Here is an 18,783-nt window from a genome sequence, read left to right as displayed (position 1 = left end):
GAAATTAATTATTTAACTACAATAATGTATAATAAATCATATATATCTATGCAATCGTTCCCGTAACAAAAAAAATAACTAAAATTACAAAATTGAAATACCCGATATACTCAATTATAGGCCAAAGAGAATACAGATGAATGAACAGATTATAAAAAGAAAAAGCGATTTAACAGGAAACATCCTGATTAAATCGCTTTTTATATGAGCAGCACTGAAATAATGCGCTCTATGTGTTATCTATTATCTTAAATCTACCACTTCAACCCCAGGATATTTCTTAGCATCGAAAGCAAAAGTAGTTTCTGGAATGTTTACGTTAGGCGAAAAGGTTTTTACATTGTAAGTGTATTTGTTTCCGTTTTTATCAAATAAAACAACATTCGCAATTTGCTTAGCTGCTTTATCAATACTTAAACGAACCTTAAAAATTGATTTTTTAGTATCAACAGGTGTTAAGTCTATCATTTGATAAGTTTTTGCCCCTGCTTTTTGTTCACCAGTGTAAATGTATTTGAAACCTTTTTCATAAACGGTAAAGATTTTAGCAGGATTAATGGCATCACTACTGTTATCTACATTGCTTACCTGAACTTCTTTATCTTTTTTTAGATAAGTCCACTGGCTTTTACCATCGCTGAATAATTCCTGATTGGTCATCGCCACTTTATATTTATTTGAATTGGCTTTAACATATAATGTACCTTGTTGTGTTTCTTTAACTTTAGCCTTAGGATTATCTAAAGTGAATGAAAAATCTGTTTTAACAACATTGTAAGATTTATATTTTTTACTTACTTCTGCTAAAATTGCTTTAGCCTTTGCATCAGTCTGCGCATAGGTTGATGTTGAAAAAGCAACAATAACCATTACCGCTGAAATTAATTTCTTCATTTTTGTGTTTTTTAAATTCTAATTGGAAAGGTAAGAGTAGATTTTTTACGATTGGTTTAATCTAATCTTTGCTCTTCATATCATTCAAGAATTGTTCCAAAGAATATTCATCAGGATATAAAACCTCACGGGCTTTACTTCCTTCAAAAGGGCCTACAATACCCGCGGCTTCCAATTGATCAATAATCCGACCTGCACGGTTATAACCCAATTTAAGTTTACGCTGAATTAGCGATGTAGAACCTTGTTGATGCATTACAATTAGTCTTGCAGCATCTTCAAAGTGCTTATCTCGTTCATTGGGATCAAAATCAGCCTTGCTACCCTCTCCCGCCTCATCAATATATTCAGGAAGTTGATAAGCATCGGCATAACCACGTTGGTTACCGATAAATTCAGAAATCCGGTCTACCTCAGGTGTATCAACGAACGCACACTGTAGGCGGATTAAGTCGCTTCCTGTTGATAAAAGCATATCACCTCTACCAATCAATTGGTCTGCACCGCCACTATCCAAAATGGTACGCGAGTCAATCTTAGATAAAACCCTAAAGGCCAGCCTGGCCGGGAAATTGGCCTTGATGGTACCTGTAATAATATTTACTGATGGACGTTGAGTAGCCAAAACCAGGTGAATTCCGATGGCTCGGGCCAATTGTGCTAAACGGGCAATTGGTGCTTCAACTTCCTTACCGGCTGTCATCATTAAATCGGCAAACTCATCCACTACCAATACGATGAAAGGTAAAAAGCGATGTCCGTTATTTGGATTTAACTTCCGTTTGATGAATTTATCATTATACTCTTTAAGATTTCGAACCTGTGCATCTTTCAATAAATCGTAACGCTGATCCATCTCAATACAAAGGGAGTTTAAGGTATTAACAACCTTTTTGGTATCCGTGATAATGGCATCGGCCTCTCCAGGTAACTTTGCCAGGAAGTGGCGCTCAATCCTGTTAAATAAAGTTAATTCTACCTTTTTTGGATCAACCAGTACAAATTTTAACTGTGCCGGGTGCTTTTTAAATAGCAGGGAAACCAGAATTGAATTAATCCCTACCGATTTACCCTGACCGGTAGCACCTGCAACCAGCAAGTGAGGCATTTTAGCTAAATCTGCAATAAACACTTCATTGCTGATGGTTTTACCTAATGCAATTGGTAAATCCATGGTGTTGGAAGTCCATTTTTCTGTATTTAAAATGCTGCGCATTGGCACCATTTCAGGGTGCTGATTTGGAACTTCGATCCCAATGGTTCCTTTTCCTGGCATTGGTGCAATAATCCGGATACCTAGGGCTGCTAAAGAAAGCGCAATGTCATCTTCCAGATTTTTGATCTTCGAAATCCGAACACCCGGCGCCGGAATAATTTCATAAAGTGTAACCGTTGGACCAATGGTAGCCTTAATCTTATCAATCTCAATATTATAATGATTAAGGGTTTCTACAATCTTATTTTTATTAGCTTCAAGTTCTTCTGCATTGACAGAAATTTTATTGGTGCCGTAATTTTCCAATAAATCTACTGTTGGATACTTATAACCTGACAGATCTAATTTTTCGTCGTAATTACCGAACTGCTCAACTAAATCCTCCGATTTTTTGTCCTCTTCGGTTTTTTCAATAGTAAAAACAGGTTCTTTTTCTTCTTCTATTACAGGCTCTACAGTTAAAGGCATTGATTCTGCAACGGAACTTACAATAGGTAAATTGGTTGCCATTGGTGATAATACTACCGGAGCAATCACCGTTTCTTCAATTTCCTGATGCTCAAATCTGCTGGGTTGTAAAACGATATTCTGCTGTTTTCTATCGCCTGATGAAAGCGGTTTTTCCCTTACAGGTAATTCAACCGGTGCCGAAAATTCTTCAGCTGATGCTCTTTTGTTTGCAAATTGTTCTCTTACCTCATTTACGAAATCAGGTGTTTCATTATCCAGGTATACTTCTTTTTCTTTACGCTCCGGAAATTTAAAATCAATGTTATAGGCAATAATTAATATGGTTAATCCAGCAAAAGCAATTAAACCCGCCACGCCTGCAGCACCAATTTGTGCAGCCAATAGCTTATTACTCCAGTAACCAAATTCGCCTTCTACATAATGTGGAGATTCTGCCCAAAAACTATGCGCAAACCCTAGCGTTAAAGAGATAAACAATAAAAAGAAAAAGCTATAACCCAGCGTTTTTGAGATAGAAAGTATTTTTACTTTAAATAATAAGCGATATCCAATAATAAAAAAGGCGAGTACAAATAAAAATGAAGCGATACCGAACCATTCATAAATAAACTGATGTGATAATAAAGCACCGAATTTTCCAAGCCAGTTTTGCACAATGGGCGTAGTTACGCCAGCATCTTTCAGTTCTTCTGCCGTTTTAAATAAATTCCCCCAACCGCCATTAGCATCAATCACATAACTTTGGTCATCTTGCCAGGTAAATAAATAAGAGGTAAAGGCAATTAAAAAGTATAAGGAAAGAATGACGAAAAACAGGCCCGCAATTTTAACAGCACGTCCATCCTGCAAATCGAAATTTGGTAAATACTCTCTTCTTTCTTTTGGCTGGCGATTGAAAGATGACCTGCCTGATGCATTTTCAGCACCTTTATCTCTGAATGTATTGGTTTTAAACTGGTTTCCCCTTACCGCCATTTTCTATCCTAATAATAATTAAAGAACAAATATAAAATATATAGTTGTATCTATCGTGATTTTAAATTTCACATCAATTAAATAAAAGATTTAGTACTAAGTTAAACCCTAAACGAAAAAACCTGTCTAGTACATTAACAACACACAAGTTGTACGTTTTGTCATTTGAAGCGGATCCGTTTTAGGTTTTTATCCTGTTTTAATCATCTGGTTTAGAACAGGATTTTTTTATTAATTCATCTTTAAATAAAAAATAACCTTATTCAGGCAAATTAGATATTTACTTATTTTTTCTTAATTTAAATGAATTTTTACATCAGATTCATCTTATATGAGTATAGCACAATTAGAAGAGCAAATTGACAAAGGAGATTTTGAGGCTGTAAAAGAAATTTTGCTTCAACACCCGCAATTAGCCAATACAAATACTTCACACCATATTTCGCCATTATTATTGGCTTGTTATTATAAAAAGCAACAAATTGCTGATTTGATTCTGGAATTTACAGATGATTTAACTTTGTTTGAAGCTTGTGCTGTGGGTAAATTTGATACGGCCAGCTTACTTATCTTTCAAAATCCAGGAAGTATAAATACGTACTCTGAAGACGGCTTTACTCCTTTAGGCCTGGCTTGCTATTTTGGACATGAAGATTTAGCCAGATTTTTAGTAATGAAAGGTGCAGATGTTAACATTGCTTCAAAAAATGGCTTCCATGTATTTCCAATACATTCTGCGGTGGCATCAAATAATATAAAAATAAGTAAAATGCTTTTGGATGCTGGTGCTTATCCCAATGTTTGTCAGAAAGCTGGCATGGCACCTTTACATACCGCAGCACAATTGGGAAATATTGAATTAATTATTCTTTTACTGGAACATGGTGCCGAAGTAGGCTTAAGGATGGAAGGTGGAAAATTACCTGCAGATTTGGCCGCGGAAAAAGGCTTTAATGAAATTGCAGAGATATTAAGAGAAGATGATTAATTCTCTAATTCAATAATGGGAATGAAAAAACAGAACAAAACCTTATAATCAATATATTAACTTAAGTATAAGTTTTTCGGTTAGTGAGGCTCTAAGCAATAATATAAAACATACTCTTTGGTGTCTCACCGAACAATCTAAGTTTTATATCATTTATTCCCAGATCCTTAATCTTATCTTTTTGATGTAAGTCCGGATATCCAAAACTACTGCCGCTAGAAAATAAATTAATATTGGAAAGCCTACGGCTAGAAATGACGAATAAATAAAAAACAAACGAACCTTCGCTGTACTCATGTTCAGCTTATTGGCCAGATAAGTAGAAACACCAAAACTTTGTTGTTCAAAATAGGTTATGATTCTTTGAAACATTTTTAATTTATTTTAGATCTAAATCACTAGAACAATAAATCACTATTAATATTATGCCAATTCTAATTTATGAATAATATATCAGTAAAATGCATGAATGTTTCAGTCCTTTAAAATAATAGCTTAATTAAGTATCAGCTTTTCAAAATCTTGCCTGTTTTCATGTTTAATAAAAAGAATTTGCTGTTCATCTAAATGTGCATATTTCTTTTTTAATTCATTTTTGAACTTTTCAATATCTACGTTAGCATTTAAGATAACGGTTAAAGCATCAGCATTACCTCTCACTTCAATAATTTGATCCGGAAAATGTTCTCTAAGTTCGTGTGGGAATTCCATAATGATAAAACCTCTTTTAATCCATAAAGTTTGATTTCGTTGTTTTAATTTTCTGTTTTCGGAATCTTTAATCTTCCGACCCATTTACAGAACAGTTAAAGCCCTACCATCAGCAAGGCTTTAACTGTTTATCAGCATCCATCCAGATTCCTGATTTTTAGTCTAAGGTTAAATGCAATATGATCAGTACTGCATTGGTTTGTTATCTAAATCGTCCCGTTGATTTAATTCTAACTACCACGAATATAAGGTATTATGTATTCTGTTAGTTACATTATTTTATAAAAGGGTAAATATACCTTTTCGCGACAGTGCTATTTTGGAAATGAAAAAGTATTTTTACATTTAATTGATTGATGATAGGGATATACCAAAGAATGTATTGAAAGTATATTAGTCAGATAGATGCTGGTTACTCAAAGCTTAGATTTTAATAGCCTTATACCAATACCACACGACAAACATTTTTTCTGATCACAATAGTGCTTTTTTAGCTGCAAAATAGCTTGCGAAGAGAAAGCGCTATCAATTCCGACTCCTGCCTCTATAAATTTATCTGTGATGGCATTCTTTTCCGCTGGCAAACTTTCCAATAGGATAATAGCCCTGTTGATGTAAGATTGCGTTCCGGTATGCTTTCCATAAGCAAACAAAAATAGTGCAACCGTATTGAGCAATATATTCTCAACTGATTTTTTCCCAATCTGAGTATTTACACCTATTGCCATTTTATGAAAGTGATAATGTTCTTTCCAATATGGATTAACGGGCAAGTTTTCGAAAAGGTGACGTAATTCTCCAGTATCCTTTATTTCTATAATTTTTGAAAAAAGGTGATTTGAATTTAAAATCAATGCAGCAAACTGGGCCAGGCGAAGGGTAGGGAAATTTTGTGGCCTCATCCTCATGAATTTCCAATTTGATACTTCTATTGACCTGATCTTATATTTTTTTTGTAGAAAATTAAATTCTGATTTGAGCTGATTTGGATATTCTTCTTCAAAATGATGATTTAAAAAACCCGCAGTACCGAATATCAGCGCCTCAATTTGCTGCTGATTATTTTTGTGTTTTCTAAAAATTTGTTGAGGAATAGCCTTTGCGAGAAGTTCAAAGGGTAAAGCATTTACTTTAAAACCAAAATTCCTGGCTATAAACTGATAAAAAATTTCATCCCAGTTGCCCTTCGTCTCCTCCAGACTTTCGAAAAGCGAATGCGTTTTTTGCTCAAATCTTTCGATTAACGTTCGGGAAAGAAAGGTGTTAATAATCAATTGATCTACAGATCCGATCTGGGCAGCACATGGAAAATCGTTTAACGAGAGATAAAGATTTTCATATTTCTCTATCAGCTCGTTCGCAATTCTGTTTTTTAAAATCAGCACTGGTACGATTGAACCATCCGTCCTGCTAATTTCTACATCGTGTTCATAAACTACATGCAGTATCACATTTTCATAAGCCATATCAGTCTGATGGTGATGCTTCAGCCAATCAGACGATTTAAGGTGGATTTCTACATTTCCAACCCAAACAGTTTTTGCTATCTCAATTTTAGCCTGGTTAAAGTCAGGGCCAGCATTTTTATTTAGAAACCCTTGATAAATAACTTTCAGATTTTGTCCATCAGCTGTTTTTAAGTCGAAATGATCAAACGACTTAAATTGCCAAACATAATGAAGGAAATCTTCAGAAAAATTCATTTTTGAAGATAAAAAATATTCTTGTAAGTTTTAAAACAAATTAATTGCTTCCTGCGAATAATTATTAAAAACGTGAGTGATGAGATATCTGTCATCTTCTTTTTCAAAGATAAAATACCACGTAGTTTTAGGGTTTATATAAAAGCTAGCGTAAAGCTGCCATACTGAGTAATTGATGGAGGAGCGTGATGTTTTTTCCTGTCTATCTTATTTTCGACTAACCAAAGTAGATGTGTGATATATTCTTCAGCGCTTTCTTTGTAAAGAAAATAATTTTCATAAAAAAGGTCTTCGATTAGCTCGTTAAAATATTTTTGAACAGTAGGATGATATTTTACAATTATTTCCAAGGTAAGCTATTAATATGTTGAATGGCTTTATCTTTAAATTGCTTAGAATCGAGACTTTCCATCCCATTTTTTGTCAAATTCAACATTTTTTGCTGATGCTTTTATATACAATGCGGCTTCTTCATTAATTATTGAAAGTTCATTCTCATTTAAAATTGATCTGAGCTTTCTTTTTTCAATATCAGATAGTTACAGAACGTGCTTTACAAGTGTTTCAAAATTCATATCTGGAAATGGTTTAGCCTTGATAAATAAATCTTGTAATAAATATAAGAATTTTAATTCACCTCTACCTTCTTCTTATAATTGGTGATAAAAACACCTGCAATAATCAGGGCTGTAGCCACAATCAAATCCATTCCAACCTCTTCGTTTAAAATCAACCATCCCAAAAATATCGCAATAATGGTATTAAAATAAGTAAGAATAGAAACTTCTGATGCAGTTACCCTTTTCAGCGCATAATGATAACAAAAGAATGCCAGCACAGAGCCAAAAACAGCCAGGTAAACTGCTGCAAAAATACTTTCTGTTTTCCATGTACTTACTTCTGCCTTACCCGAAAAAATAAATGCTAAGCACAACTGAACGATGGCCGAAAAAACAAACTGGTAGAATAAATTCAGGAATATATACTCAGGTTTGCCACTATGCTTTTTGGAATAAATAGTTCCAATTGTCCAGCCGGTAACCGCTAAAACCAGCGCGATAATTCCGTTTCGATAACCTGGTTCCAATAGATCTGTAATTCCATCCCTAAAAATAAATACGATCCCCAGAAACCCAATAAAAACACCAATAAAACCTTTAAGGCTTGGCTTTTGAATACCTAGAAACACACAGCCCAAAAACACCAGTAATGGTGAAGTGGCATTAATTAAAGAGGTTAAGCCACTGGGAATGGTTTTCTCTGCCACAGTTGTTAATCCATTGGCAATAACCACCATTAAAATGGAAAGTATAATTTGCCTCTTAAAAGCAGACCAGCCAATCCACTTGAGCTCCTTTTGTTTAATCAGAATCACCAGAATAATAAGTGAAGCAATGGTTTGGCGGATTGCGGTTACATACCACGCAGGAATTGATGATACAGCTACGCGAATCCCTAAATAAGTGGTTCCCCAAATTAATGCTACTCCCATTAAGGCGAGTATAAGTTTTAAATCTACTTTTGACTTCATAGTGTGTTTGAAATTAACAAGAGGATGTTGAGCTTTACGCAAAAAATAGGGAACCTTTGCTATAAAATATTGAGCATCATACATAACAAAACATGATGCTGTATGATCTGTATCAGAAATGAAAAATTTGTCGATTTATGACTAAACTAAATTAGCCTGCACTAAAATTTCCTCCATTTCCTGCTGTAACTTAATAGCCTCTTCTCTTGCCTTTTCTGCGAAATTTATACCTTGGCTGGCGTAAATAATTCCGCGTGATGAGTTAATTAATAATCCGCATTGGGCATTTAGTCCATATTTACAAACTTCTCTTAAATCTCCTCCTTGTGCGCCAACCCCTGGTACCAAAAGAAAATGATCTGGTGCCAATTTACGGACATCTCCAAATGCGGCCCCACGTGTGGCCCCCACTACGAACATCATTTGCTCATCTGTGGCCCATTGTTGAGCGGTTTTAATCACTTTCTCAAAAAGTCTTTCTTCTGCTATTTGCTGCAACTGAAAATCTGAATGGCCGGAATTAGATGTTAGGGCCAATAAAATAACCCATTTATCCTTAAATGTCAAAAATGGCATCACGGAGTCACTTCCCATATAGGGTGCAACGGTAACCGAATCAAAACTCATTTCTGAAGATTTTTCATTAAAGAAAGTTTCAGCATACATGGATGAAGTATTCCCAATATCTCCACGTTTAGCATCGGCAATGCTAAAAATATCTTTGGGTATGTATTTCCAGGTTTCAATTAAAGTTTCCCAACCTTTTTTACCATAACACTCATAAAAAGCAGTATTGGGTTTATAAGCTACACATAAATCTTTTGTTGCATCAATAATTTGCTTATTAAATTCCAAAATCGGATTTTCGTACTTTAATAAGTGCTGAGGAATTTTATCTAGAGAAGAATCCAGCCCAACACATAAAAAAGAACGTTTTTTCTGGATCTGCTCAAAAAGTTGTTGCTTGGTCATATAAGTGCTTATTTGCTGCAAATATGATGTTTTCCTGGATTTTTGAACGATTAAAAAATCTTCACATTTATTATTTTTATAAACATTTTAAACTTTTTCTTGTAGTTTACGTTTCAAATACATACAATTGCATCATAATTTCTCAACCGTTTATCTGAATATCCCAGAAAAATTTATCAAAACTCGATTTTTGTTACCATTTTTTGAAAACGATTCAACGTTTTTATTCAGCACGTAAACAATTATGAAACTATTTTGAGGCTTAAATATCAACACTCATTTTTGGTTTTATAGCCTAAAGAATTTATAAACAATGAAACCGTCAGGTTTTTAACTAACATAAATATTAGTCCTGACAGATTTATAACCGGAAACATCCGTTATAAAAAAAAATGAAAAATTTCTCGAAACATATATATTCAGAATGTTTAGCAAAACAGAATTAAATGATAAGCTCACACCAGAATTACGTGAGCTTGCAAAAACTTATGGCATCGAGGGTGCCGATTCTTTAAGAAAAATAGACCTTGTTGAGGTACTCTTGCACCAACAAGAAATTATAAATGCTGCAAAAACGGGCGCAGATCCCTATAGCGAAACCGAAGTTACTGAGGCCAGTGTTACAACTGCACCTGCTACCAAAGTTAAAACAGCAAAAGCTGAAAAGACACCTAAGGTTGCTGCATCGGCAACCACAACTGATAAGCCGGTTAAAAAAAGAGCCAGATTAAGTAAAGATGAGCCATCTGCTCCTATCGAAAGAAAAAGAGATTCAGTTACTTTATTTGATGAACCCCAACATCAGCAGCAGCAGTCAGAAAAACAACCTGACCGGGTTGTAGAAGCGGAAGAAAGTGTTAAACCAATTTCGGCTTTAATTGAGGAGAGTGCTGAGGTTTTACCCGTTCAAAAACAAAAGCAAGAGCCACGAGAGAAACAAGAAAAACCACAGCGCGAAGATAACCGTCAACAGAAACAACCTGGAGGCGGTAACCACCACAAAAATGAAAACAGTTATTCTAATTTAGATTTCGATAACGTGATCACAAATGAAGGTGTTTTAGAAATTATGCCTGATGGTTACGGTTTCCTTCGTTCTGCAGATTATAACTATTTAACCTCACCTGATGATATTTATGTATCACAGTCTCAAATTAAACTCTTCGGTTTAAAAACCGGCGATACCGTTAAAGGAAGTATCCGTCCGCCAAAAGAGGGCGAAAAATATTTCCCTTTAGTTCGTGTAGAAACCATCAATGGTAGAATTCCTGCCGAGGTGCGTGATCGTGTACCTTTCGATTATTTAACACCACTATTTCCAACAGAAAAATTAAATTTATTTACGGACAACAGTAATTACTCTACCCGTATTATGGATTTATTTACTCCTATTGGTAAAGGACAACGTGGTTTAATTGTAGCTCAACCTAAAACTGGTAAAACTAATTTACTAAAGGAAGTTGCAAATGCCATTGCTAAAAACCATCCAGAGGTTTATTTAATTATTTTGTTAATTGACGAACGTCCGGAAGAGGTAACTGATATGGCCCGCAGTGTGCGTGCTGAAGTTATTGCTTCTACTTTTGATGAGCCAGCTGAGCGCCATGTAAAAATTGCCAATATCGTTTTAGAGAAATCTAAGCGTTTGGTAGAAAGCGGACATGATGTGGTAATTTTATTAGATTCGATTACCCGTTTGGCAAGGGCTTATAATACTACCGCTCCTGCTTCTGGTAAAATTTTATCTGGTGGTGTAGATGCCAACGCATTGCATAAACCTAAACGTTTCTTTGGTGCTGCACGTAATATAGAAAATGGTGGTTCATTAACGATATTAGCAACGGCATTAACTGATACTGGTTCTAAAATGGATGAAGTAATCTTTGAAGAATTTAAAGGAACCGGTAACATGGAGTTACAATTAGACCGTAAATTATCTAACAAAAGAATCTTCCCTGCAATTGATATCACCGCATCAAGTACCCGCCGTGATGATTTATTATTGGATAGAGATATTCTACAACGTGTTTGGATTTTACGTAACCACCTTGCAGATATGAATAGCCAGGAAGCGATGGAATTTGTACAGGCACAAATAAAAGGCACAAAAAGCAACGAAGAATTTTTAATTTCGATGAACAGCTAGATAAGGCTGAAAGGCAAAAGGTGTATGGCTTAAGGTTTCCTGCTTGGTTGCTTTAAGCCTTACACCTTTATAGGTTTTACAACTACATTTGTATAAATCTTACACCTTAAATCCTATACCTTAAACCTCATGAAAAGGCATATCCCTAATGCGATTACCTGTGCAAACCTTTTTTCGGGTTGTATCGGAATCGTTTTTGCATTTAAAGGTGATCTACAAATTGCCGCTTATTTTGTTATCCTCTCTGGAATTTTTGATTTTTTTGATGGAATGGTTGCCCGTTTACTTCATGTGAAATCAGCCATTGGTAAAGATTTAGATTCTTTAGCAGATATGGTAAGCTTTGGCTTTTTACCGGGTGTAATTATGTTCAGCCTGTTAAAAGTGAGTGACTATACTTCAGCATACCTCCCTTATTTAGGCTTTCTAATTACCATTTTTTCTGCTTTAAGATTAGCAAAATTCAACAACGATGAAAGACAAACAGAAGATTTTATCGGACTTAACACACCGATGAACACATTATTCATTTGCTCATTACCATATATTTACAATGATTACCCAGCTGTAATCGGATCAACAATTTTACTTATAGCCATTACAGCAATCACCAGTTTCTTATTAATTAGTGAGATTAAAATTTTTTCTCTAAAATTTAACGATTTAAGTTGGGCAAAAAATAAAATCAAATTTATCTTCTTGATTTTGTCGGCGGCTTTAATAGCAGTTTTACAATTTGTGGCTATACCGTTTGTACTGGTTCTCTATATTGCTTTATCTTTCTTGCATTTCAAACAGAGTGCAAGTCATACATCATCAGATTTAAACAGCTTAGATTAATTTGTACTATAGGTTGGTGTCTCACTGAAAGAAATAATAAACTTAAGTGACCCGATAACCGATCAGGATGGGAACTGAATATCTTTTTTAGCAAGATCCAGTTGAATGTAAATTTGCTGTATGATAACTTTAAGACGTGCAATATCTTCCGGTATCTGATCAACAATAAGATTACGCGCTTTCATTTCTATATCCGTCACCAGTTTCGTTACATCATTACGGCCAATATAACTAAAGGTTGGTTTGAGCTTATGCGCACAGTTGCTAACACCTTCCCAGTTTTTAAGTGCTAAAGCCTCATCCATTTCATCAAGATAAATAGGTGTGTGCTCGATGAACGTATCTAAAACCTCGATTATAAAACCTGGGTTATGGCCAACCATTCCAATGAGGTATGATAAATCTAAAGGACACTGATCATCAATATTTTGCATAAAACAAAACTAATCATTACAATTTCCTAATTTCTAAAACATCCGTAATATTTTCATAGATACTCTGAACCGTTTGCCCTAAAACAGGATGAATAACGTGAGGTGCAATTTCTGCCAGTGGTGCCATTACAAACTTGCGCACCTGCATGTGCGGATGGGGTACTTGAAGCAGATTTTCTATGTTAATGACTTCATCACCGAAAAGAATCAGGTCGATATCAATTAATCGCTCTCCCCATTTTTCCTTACGTACCCTTCCAAGAGATTGTTCAATGTTTAAAGCTTTTCTCAATACTTCCAATGCTGTAAAATGAGTCTTAACCGAAATGGCCTGATTTAGAAAAGCTGGCTGATCTTCTTTACCCCATGCTGCCGTTTCATAAATAGAAGAAACTGCTTCTATTTCTCCAATTTGAACTGCAATTAAGGAAATGGCCTGACTTAAATTATCTTCCCGATTTCCTAAATTTCCACCGAGTAACAAATAAGCAGTCGTATACTCTAAAGCCTTATTAAGCATCATCTATTTTTATATCTTTACGCCACAAAACTAACATTTAAATGAAAGATTTTTTCAAGTATCTCTTTGCCTCCATGCTGGGTTTTTTCCTTTCTGTGGTAATTATATTCATTATCGTAATTGTGATTATTTTCGGTGCCATTTCATCATTTGATGATGATAAATCCGTTGCGGTATCTAATAACTCCATTCTGTTTTTAAATTTAGATCAGCCCATCACTGAACGGACACCTAAAAATCCTTTTGGTAATCTCCCAATAGTGGGTAGTAATGAGAAAGATGGAATTGGATTAAATGACCTGTTGAAATCAATAAAGAAGGCTAAAACAGATGATAACATTAAATGTATTTACCTGAATGTGAGTAGCCCAAATGCTGGTTTTGCCACCATGCGTGAGGTGAGGAATGCATTAATTGATTTTAAAAAATCGCATAAAAAAATTATATCATATAGTGAGGTATATACACAAGGTGCTTATTACCTGGCATCAGTGGCAGATAAAATTTATTTAAACCCTGAAGGTGCATTAGAATTTAAAGGTTTTAGTTCTGAACTTACCTTTTTTAAAGGCACTTTGGAAAAGGTTGGCGTAGAGATGCAGGTAATTAGAGTAGGTAACTATAAGAGTGCTGTTGAACCTTTCATCTTAGATAAAATGAGTGATTATAACCGCAAGCAGGTTACGGCTTATGTGGGCGGATTATACAATACTTTTTTAACTGATATTGCCAAAAGTAGAAATATTGAACGGGATACTTTGTTTTCCATCGCTGATCAATACAAAATTCAGCAACCTCAAGACGCCTTAAATTATAAGATGGTTGATGGACTGAAATATAAAGATCAGATATTGGAAGAACTGAAAGGTATTTCTGGAAGAACCAAAGGCGAAAATATCCGCTCGGTTGAAATCAATGATTATGCAAAAAACAGCAGCGAAGCAAACAGTAGCAAAAATAAGGTTGCGGTAATTTATGCCAATGGAGAAATTAGCGGTGGTGAAGGAAATGATAATCAAATTGGTTCTGAACGTATTTCCAGAGCCATTAGAAAGGCACGTTTAGATGATGATATCAAAGCTGTGGTGATTCGTGTAAATTCTCCCGGTGGAAGTGCTTTGGCTTCTGATGTCATCTGGAGAGAAATTGTACTGACTAAAAAAGAAAAACCTGTAATTGCCTCTTTTGGTGATGTGGCTGCTTCTGGCGGATATTATATCGGTTGTGCGGCAGACAGTATCTTTGTTCAGCCCAATACCATCACAGGTTCCATTGGTGTTTTTGGGATCATTCCAAATTTTCAAAACCTGATGACCAATAAACTGGGGATAACTTTTGATGGCGTAAAAACCGGGCAATACGCTGATATCATGGCAACCAACAGGCCGATGACTGCTGGTGAAAGATTTATTATACAGAATGAATTAAACCGGGTTTACAACGGCTTTGTAAGCCGTGTGGCCGATGGAAGAAAGAAAAGCAAAGCTTATATCGATAGCATTGGCGGTGGCCATGTTTGGATTGGTACAGATGCCGTTCAAATTGGTTTAGCAGATCGTATTGGAAGCTTTAATGATGCCATTAATGCTGCTGCAAAGAAAGCCAAAATAAAAGATTTTAAGGTGGTAGAATATCCTGATGTAATTGATCCACTAAAATCTTTAATGGACGAAAGCACGGATAAAATCAAAACATACTATACCAAACAAGAGCTGGGTGATCATTACATGCTTTACCAGCAAATGAAAAAAGTAATGGCAAGTTCTGGTATACAAGCCAGAATGCCTTTTGAAGCAGTTATAAAATAATTGTTTAATACACTGGTTGGTGAAATAATCAACCAGTGTATTAATTCCCAACGCATGGAGAAGCAAGATTTCTTACTTAGCTTACCCTCTTACCTTTCGACAGCATGTTTAATGCATCATTTAAAGTTCCGGCCTGCTGTACCTCCCCTTCATTTACAAAGTAAATTTCATCTGCATTTTCAATGGTATTCAATCGGTGTGCAATGATAACTAAGGTTGTTTCTTTCGATAATTTATTTAAGATACTGCTTAGTAATTGTTCTGTGATGGTATCAATATTTGCAGTTGCCTCATCTAAAATTAGTAATTCAGGATTTCGGAGCACAGCCCGCATAAATGCAATCAACTGCTTCTGACCTAAACTAATACTATCTGCTCCTGAAGTAATTTTAGTACTGATACCTTCATCGAAAATTGCCAATAACGCATTCAAATTTGCTTTCTCGATAATCTTAGTGAGTTCATCGTCGCTTACATCTTTATACTGGTTGTTTCCATAAAGGATATTATCTTTAACGGTCCCGGTAAACAAAAATGGTTCCTGCAAAATAAAGCCAATTTTCTGTGTACGCTCTTCTGCACTGAAAGACCGGATATCCTTTCTATTTAATAAAACAGTGCCTTTTGTAGCATCATATAAACGCGAAATCAATGATGCCGTAGTTGTTTTTCCTCCACCAGTAGGCCCAATGAGTGCATAAGTTTTTCCCTTTTCGAACTTCAGGTTAATGTGATGCAGAATTTCTTTTGAATCATCATAAGAAAAGTGAACGTCTTTAAATTCAATAAGTGCATCTGAGGTAATGGTTTCATCATTTTTGATTACCTGAAGATTGGTTTCCAATAATAAAATTTTAGAAATACGATCCCAACTGGCCATTGCTACCTGAAAACTGGTCCATAATGCAGCCAGTTGCCTCAGCGGATTATAAAAATTAGTGCAATAAGATAGATAACTCACCAGAAAACCTAAAGAAAATTGGCCTATAGAAATGAGGTGTATACCAAAAAGCAAAACGATTAATTGTGCAATACTGGAAAGCAGACCATAAACCGGAACAAAAATATTATTGGCCAAGCCTGCACCAATGGCTGTCCTATAATTTTCTTTGTTTGCCTCATCAAAACGTTTTCTAAAATAATCGCGACGGTTGAAAGCTATAATCACCTTAAAATTGTTCAGGCTTTCCTGAACCTCAGCACTTAGGCCGCCTACACTTTTCAGGTTTTTAGCATTTTTACCTTTTATCCAGGGCGATAACGCAATGGTAAAAACAACAATGGCAACTGCTGGTGAAAGAGCAGCTGCCCCAAGTTCTATATTAATGGATAACAAGAATATACCAGCACCAATCATGGTTACAATACTTCCGATAAATTGCATGAGCGATTGAGAGAAAAACTGATTTAACTTGTCTGTATCACTATTTACCCTTGAAATTAAATCACCTGCTTTATTCTGATTGAAAAAGGAAACCGGTAATTCCTGCAACTTATTAAAAATGGCATTTCTAAGGGTGTATAACATTCTCTGGCCCACACCTCCCATCAGTTTGGTTTGGATATATCCCGTAACCATCGCAATCAGGTACATGCCTAAAAGAATTCCACCAAAAACCAACACACCATGAAACTGCTTGGTTCTGATATAAGTATCAATAGTATGCCCAACCAAAAGTGGCCCTAATAAAAGTAAGCCTGAATTAACAAGAATAGCGATTAACGCCAGTATAAGATTTTTCCGCTCGGCAGAAATGAATTTCAGCAATCTTTTAAGCGCCTGGTAGGTAGATTGCTTTTCCTGCTCTTCATTGAGCTGGTTAAGATTGTAATTCATAATTGCTTGTGCTCTGTTGTGAATTGTAAATTTGAACATATTCAGGGCTATGCTGAATCAATTCCCGGTGTGTTCCGGTAGCAATCACCTCACCCTGCATCAGTAGAATGACCTGATCATAATTTTCGACGGCAGCAATTTTCTGCGTCACAGAGATTAAGGTTATACCCGGATAATGAAGTTGAATATTTTCAAGAATCCGCTTTTCGGTATTGGAATCTACCCGTGCGGTAAAATCATCCAGCAATAAAATTTTAGGGTTTACGGCCAATGCCCTGGCCAGCATAATGCGTTGCTTCTGCCCACCCGAAAGGCTGTTTCCCCGTTCAGAAACAATGGTATCCAGTTTTGCGGGTAAGGCCTCAATAAAATCTTTCAATTCTGCTGTTTGAATGGCTTTCGCTAAAGATTCATCCGTTACGGTATTACTGAATGCGATATTTTCGCGGATACTCATATTAAAAATAATACTGTCCTGAAAAACAAAGCCAACTTGCTGGTGAAAATTCTCCTGTTTATAGCTTTTAATTTCTTGTTCATCGAAAAGAACTTTACCAGCCTGAGGTTCAATTAATCCGGTTAAAATATAAAGCAATTGTGTCTTTCCTGCTACTGTAGGACCAATAATAGCTGTTTTCGAACCTGCCTTTGCAGCAAAAGAAACTTTCTTTAAAATGGGTTTCTGCCCGAAATTTAGTTCAATATTTCTGGCTTCAACATCACCAGTTAGTGCATCGGTTAAGGTGCCCTGGTGCTTAACTTCAGGTGCATTTAATACACTTTCAATTCTTTGGTAGGATGCAGTAGCCTGAGCAATGACATTACTCATAAATCCGATCACCAGAATTGGAAATATAATAAGCGCCAGATAACTGTTAAATGCTGCAAACTCACCCAGCGTCATCGTATCTGTGATCACAAAATGACCTCCCAGCACCAAAATGGTAAGGCCGGAAAGATTCGAGACAAAAACAATGATGGGAATTAGTCCCGCAAATAAACGGAGAATAGATAGACCAAGATCACGAGCTTTGGAATTAGCATCTAGAAATTTCTGGTATTCGAGTTGTTGAGAATTGATTACCCTGATCAAGGCTGAACCTAAAATACTTTCGCTAATCACTTTATTTAACCAATCAATTACTTCGCGGCTTTTAATAAAGAGCACCCTTACTTTTTTCAACACCAGGTAAAAGGCAATGCCTATGATAGGCACAATGGCAATTACGCAAAGCGCAAGTTTCCAATTGATCATGAGGAGCAAAATGCTTGCTCCTACAATTAAAAAGATGGATGATGCAAGTGAAACGATCGCCTGAGACACAAACATTTTTATGGAATCGGCATCAGAAGTTAGGTTGGTGAGTAACTTGGAAGGATTAGCTTCGATGATATAAGCATGGCTCTGACGAGAAATCTGATCAGAAAGTTTTGACCTTAAATCCCTTGCTACCCGTTCTGATGCATAGGTTTGAACAATACTCTGCAAATAGGTAAAGATAAAAACCAGTACAATGGCAATGGCAAACTGAAGCAAAACCGAATCAAGATTAAACGTTTTGTTGGTATATGAATCAATACCATGCGCAATAATTTTTGGCAGCAATAAGTTAATGCCATTACTTAGTAGGGCAAATAAGATGAGTAGAAAAATTAAGCCTTTATATGATGCCAGTAAACTAAAAACGCTTGGTTTTTTAGCTTCTTTGGGTTTTGCCATGTGGTAAATTAATATTG

General features: G+C 35.6%; 15 protein-coding genes. 4 read left to right on the top strand and 11 right to left on the bottom strand.

Annotated elements, in window-relative coordinates; all coding sequences use genetic code 11:
• Window positions 1-243: 243 nt before the first annotated feature.
• On the bottom strand, window positions 244-894 hold the full coding sequence (locus tag AN34_RS07370) for an outer membrane lipoprotein carrier protein LolA (protein WP_029283831.1): 651 nt from the start codon (window positions 892-894) through the stop codon (window positions 244-246).
• A 61-nt stretch (window positions 895-955) separates the two neighbouring features.
• Complete coding sequence (locus AN34_RS07365; RefSeq protein WP_029283829.1) at window positions 956-3,556, bottom strand: DNA translocase FtsK; 2,601 nt, start codon at window positions 3,554-3,556, stop codon at window positions 956-958.
• Between the two features lie 331 nt (window positions 3,557-3,887).
• Here AN34_RS07365 and AN34_RS07360 point away from each other — a divergent pair, with 331 nt between their 5' ends.
• Window positions 3,888-4,544, top strand: coding sequence for an ankyrin repeat domain-containing protein (locus tag AN34_RS07360; RefSeq protein WP_029283827.1), 657 nt, complete (start codon window positions 3,888-3,890; stop codon window positions 4,542-4,544).
• A gap of 153 nt (window positions 4,545-4,697) precedes the next feature.
• On the opposite strand, the gene AN34_RS07355 is transcribed toward AN34_RS07360, so the two are convergent.
• From AN34_RS07355 to pyrF, 5 genes are all read right to left on the bottom strand, one after another.
• Window positions 4,698-4,916 carry a PspC family transcriptional regulator gene (locus tag AN34_RS07355; protein WP_029283825.1) on the bottom strand — a complete coding sequence of 73 codons (219 nt, stop codon included), beginning with the start codon at window positions 4,914-4,916 and terminating at the stop codon, window positions 4,698-4,700.
• Window positions 4,917-5,039: 123 nt separating this feature from the next.
• Window positions 5,040-5,255 carry a hypothetical protein gene (locus AN34_RS07350; protein WP_157263234.1) on the bottom strand — a complete coding sequence of 72 codons (216 nt, stop codon included), beginning with the start codon at window positions 5,253-5,255 and terminating at the stop codon, window positions 5,040-5,042.
• Window positions 5,256-5,671: 416 nt separating this feature from the next.
• Window positions 5,672-6,958: a DUF2851 family protein gene (locus AN34_RS07345; RefSeq protein WP_029283821.1), complete on the bottom strand. Its 1,287-nt coding sequence runs from the start codon at window positions 6,956-6,958 to the stop codon at window positions 5,672-5,674.
• 628 nt (window positions 6,959-7,586) lie between these two features.
• Window positions 7,587-8,489 carry a DMT family transporter gene (locus tag AN34_RS07335; RefSeq protein WP_029283817.1) on the bottom strand — a complete coding sequence of 301 codons (903 nt, stop codon included), beginning with the start codon at window positions 8,487-8,489 and terminating at the stop codon, window positions 7,587-7,589.
• Window positions 8,490-8,630: 141 nt separating this feature from the next.
• Window positions 8,631-9,461 (bottom strand): orotidine-5'-phosphate decarboxylase, encoded by an 831-nt coding sequence (pyrF, locus tag AN34_RS07330; RefSeq protein WP_029283815.1) that lies wholly within the window; start codon window positions 9,459-9,461, stop codon window positions 8,631-8,633.
• Window positions 9,462-9,885: 424 nt separating this feature from the next.
• On the opposite strand from pyrF, the gene rho reads away from it, so the two are divergent.
• Together rho and pssA are read left to right on the top strand one after the other, a co-directional pair.
• A complete protein-coding gene (gene rho / locus AN34_RS07325; protein WP_029283813.1) occupies window positions 9,886-11,607 on the top strand; it encodes a transcription termination factor Rho in 1,722 nt (573 codons plus the stop codon).
• A gap of 129 nt (window positions 11,608-11,736) precedes the next feature.
• On the top strand, window positions 11,737-12,447 hold the full coding sequence (pssA, locus tag AN34_RS07320; protein ID WP_029283811.1) for a CDP-diacylglycerol--serine O-phosphatidyltransferase: 711 nt from the start codon (window positions 11,737-11,739) through the stop codon (window positions 12,445-12,447).
• A gap of 62 nt (window positions 12,448-12,509) precedes the next feature.
• On the opposite strand, the gene AN34_RS07315 is transcribed toward pssA, so the two are convergent.
• A complete protein-coding gene (locus tag AN34_RS07315; protein ID WP_029283809.1) occupies window positions 12,510-12,881 on the bottom strand; it encodes an Hpt domain-containing protein in 372 nt (123 codons plus the stop codon).
• Between the two features lie 16 nt (window positions 12,882-12,897).
• Window positions 12,898-13,404: a 2-amino-4-hydroxy-6-hydroxymethyldihydropteridine diphosphokinase gene (gene folK, locus AN34_RS07310; protein WP_051666299.1), complete on the bottom strand. Its 507-nt coding sequence runs from the start codon at window positions 13,402-13,404 to the stop codon at window positions 12,898-12,900.
• 38 nt (window positions 13,405-13,442) lie between these two features.
• On the opposite strand from folK, the gene sppA reads away from it, so the two are divergent.
• Complete coding sequence (sppA, locus tag AN34_RS07305; RefSeq protein ID WP_029283804.1) at window positions 13,443-15,209, top strand: signal peptide peptidase SppA; 1,767 nt, start codon at window positions 13,443-13,445, stop codon at window positions 15,207-15,209.
• Between the two features lie 76 nt (window positions 15,210-15,285).
• On the opposite strand, the gene AN34_RS07300 is transcribed toward sppA, so the two are convergent.
• Window positions 15,286-17,046 carry an ABC transporter ATP-binding protein gene (locus AN34_RS07300; RefSeq protein WP_029283802.1) on the bottom strand — a complete coding sequence of 587 codons (1,761 nt, stop codon included), beginning with the start codon at window positions 17,044-17,046 and terminating at the stop codon, window positions 15,286-15,288.
• A complete protein-coding gene (locus tag AN34_RS07295) occupies window positions 17,030-18,766 on the bottom strand; it encodes an ABC transporter ATP-binding protein (RefSeq protein WP_029283800.1) in 1,737 nt (578 codons plus the stop codon). The genes AN34_RS07300 and AN34_RS07295 overlap by 17 nt, the downstream gene beginning before the upstream one ends.
• Window positions 18,767-18,783: the final 17 nt, after the last annotated feature.

The sequence above is a fragment of the Pedobacter sp. R20-19 genome (assembly GCF_000708265.2).
In the GTDB taxonomy this organism is placed as follows: domain Bacteria; phylum Bacteroidota; class Bacteroidia; order Sphingobacteriales; family Sphingobacteriaceae; genus Pedobacter.
Note: the sequence above shows the minus strand (reverse complement) of the source record. Positions and strands in the feature narration are given on the sequence as shown.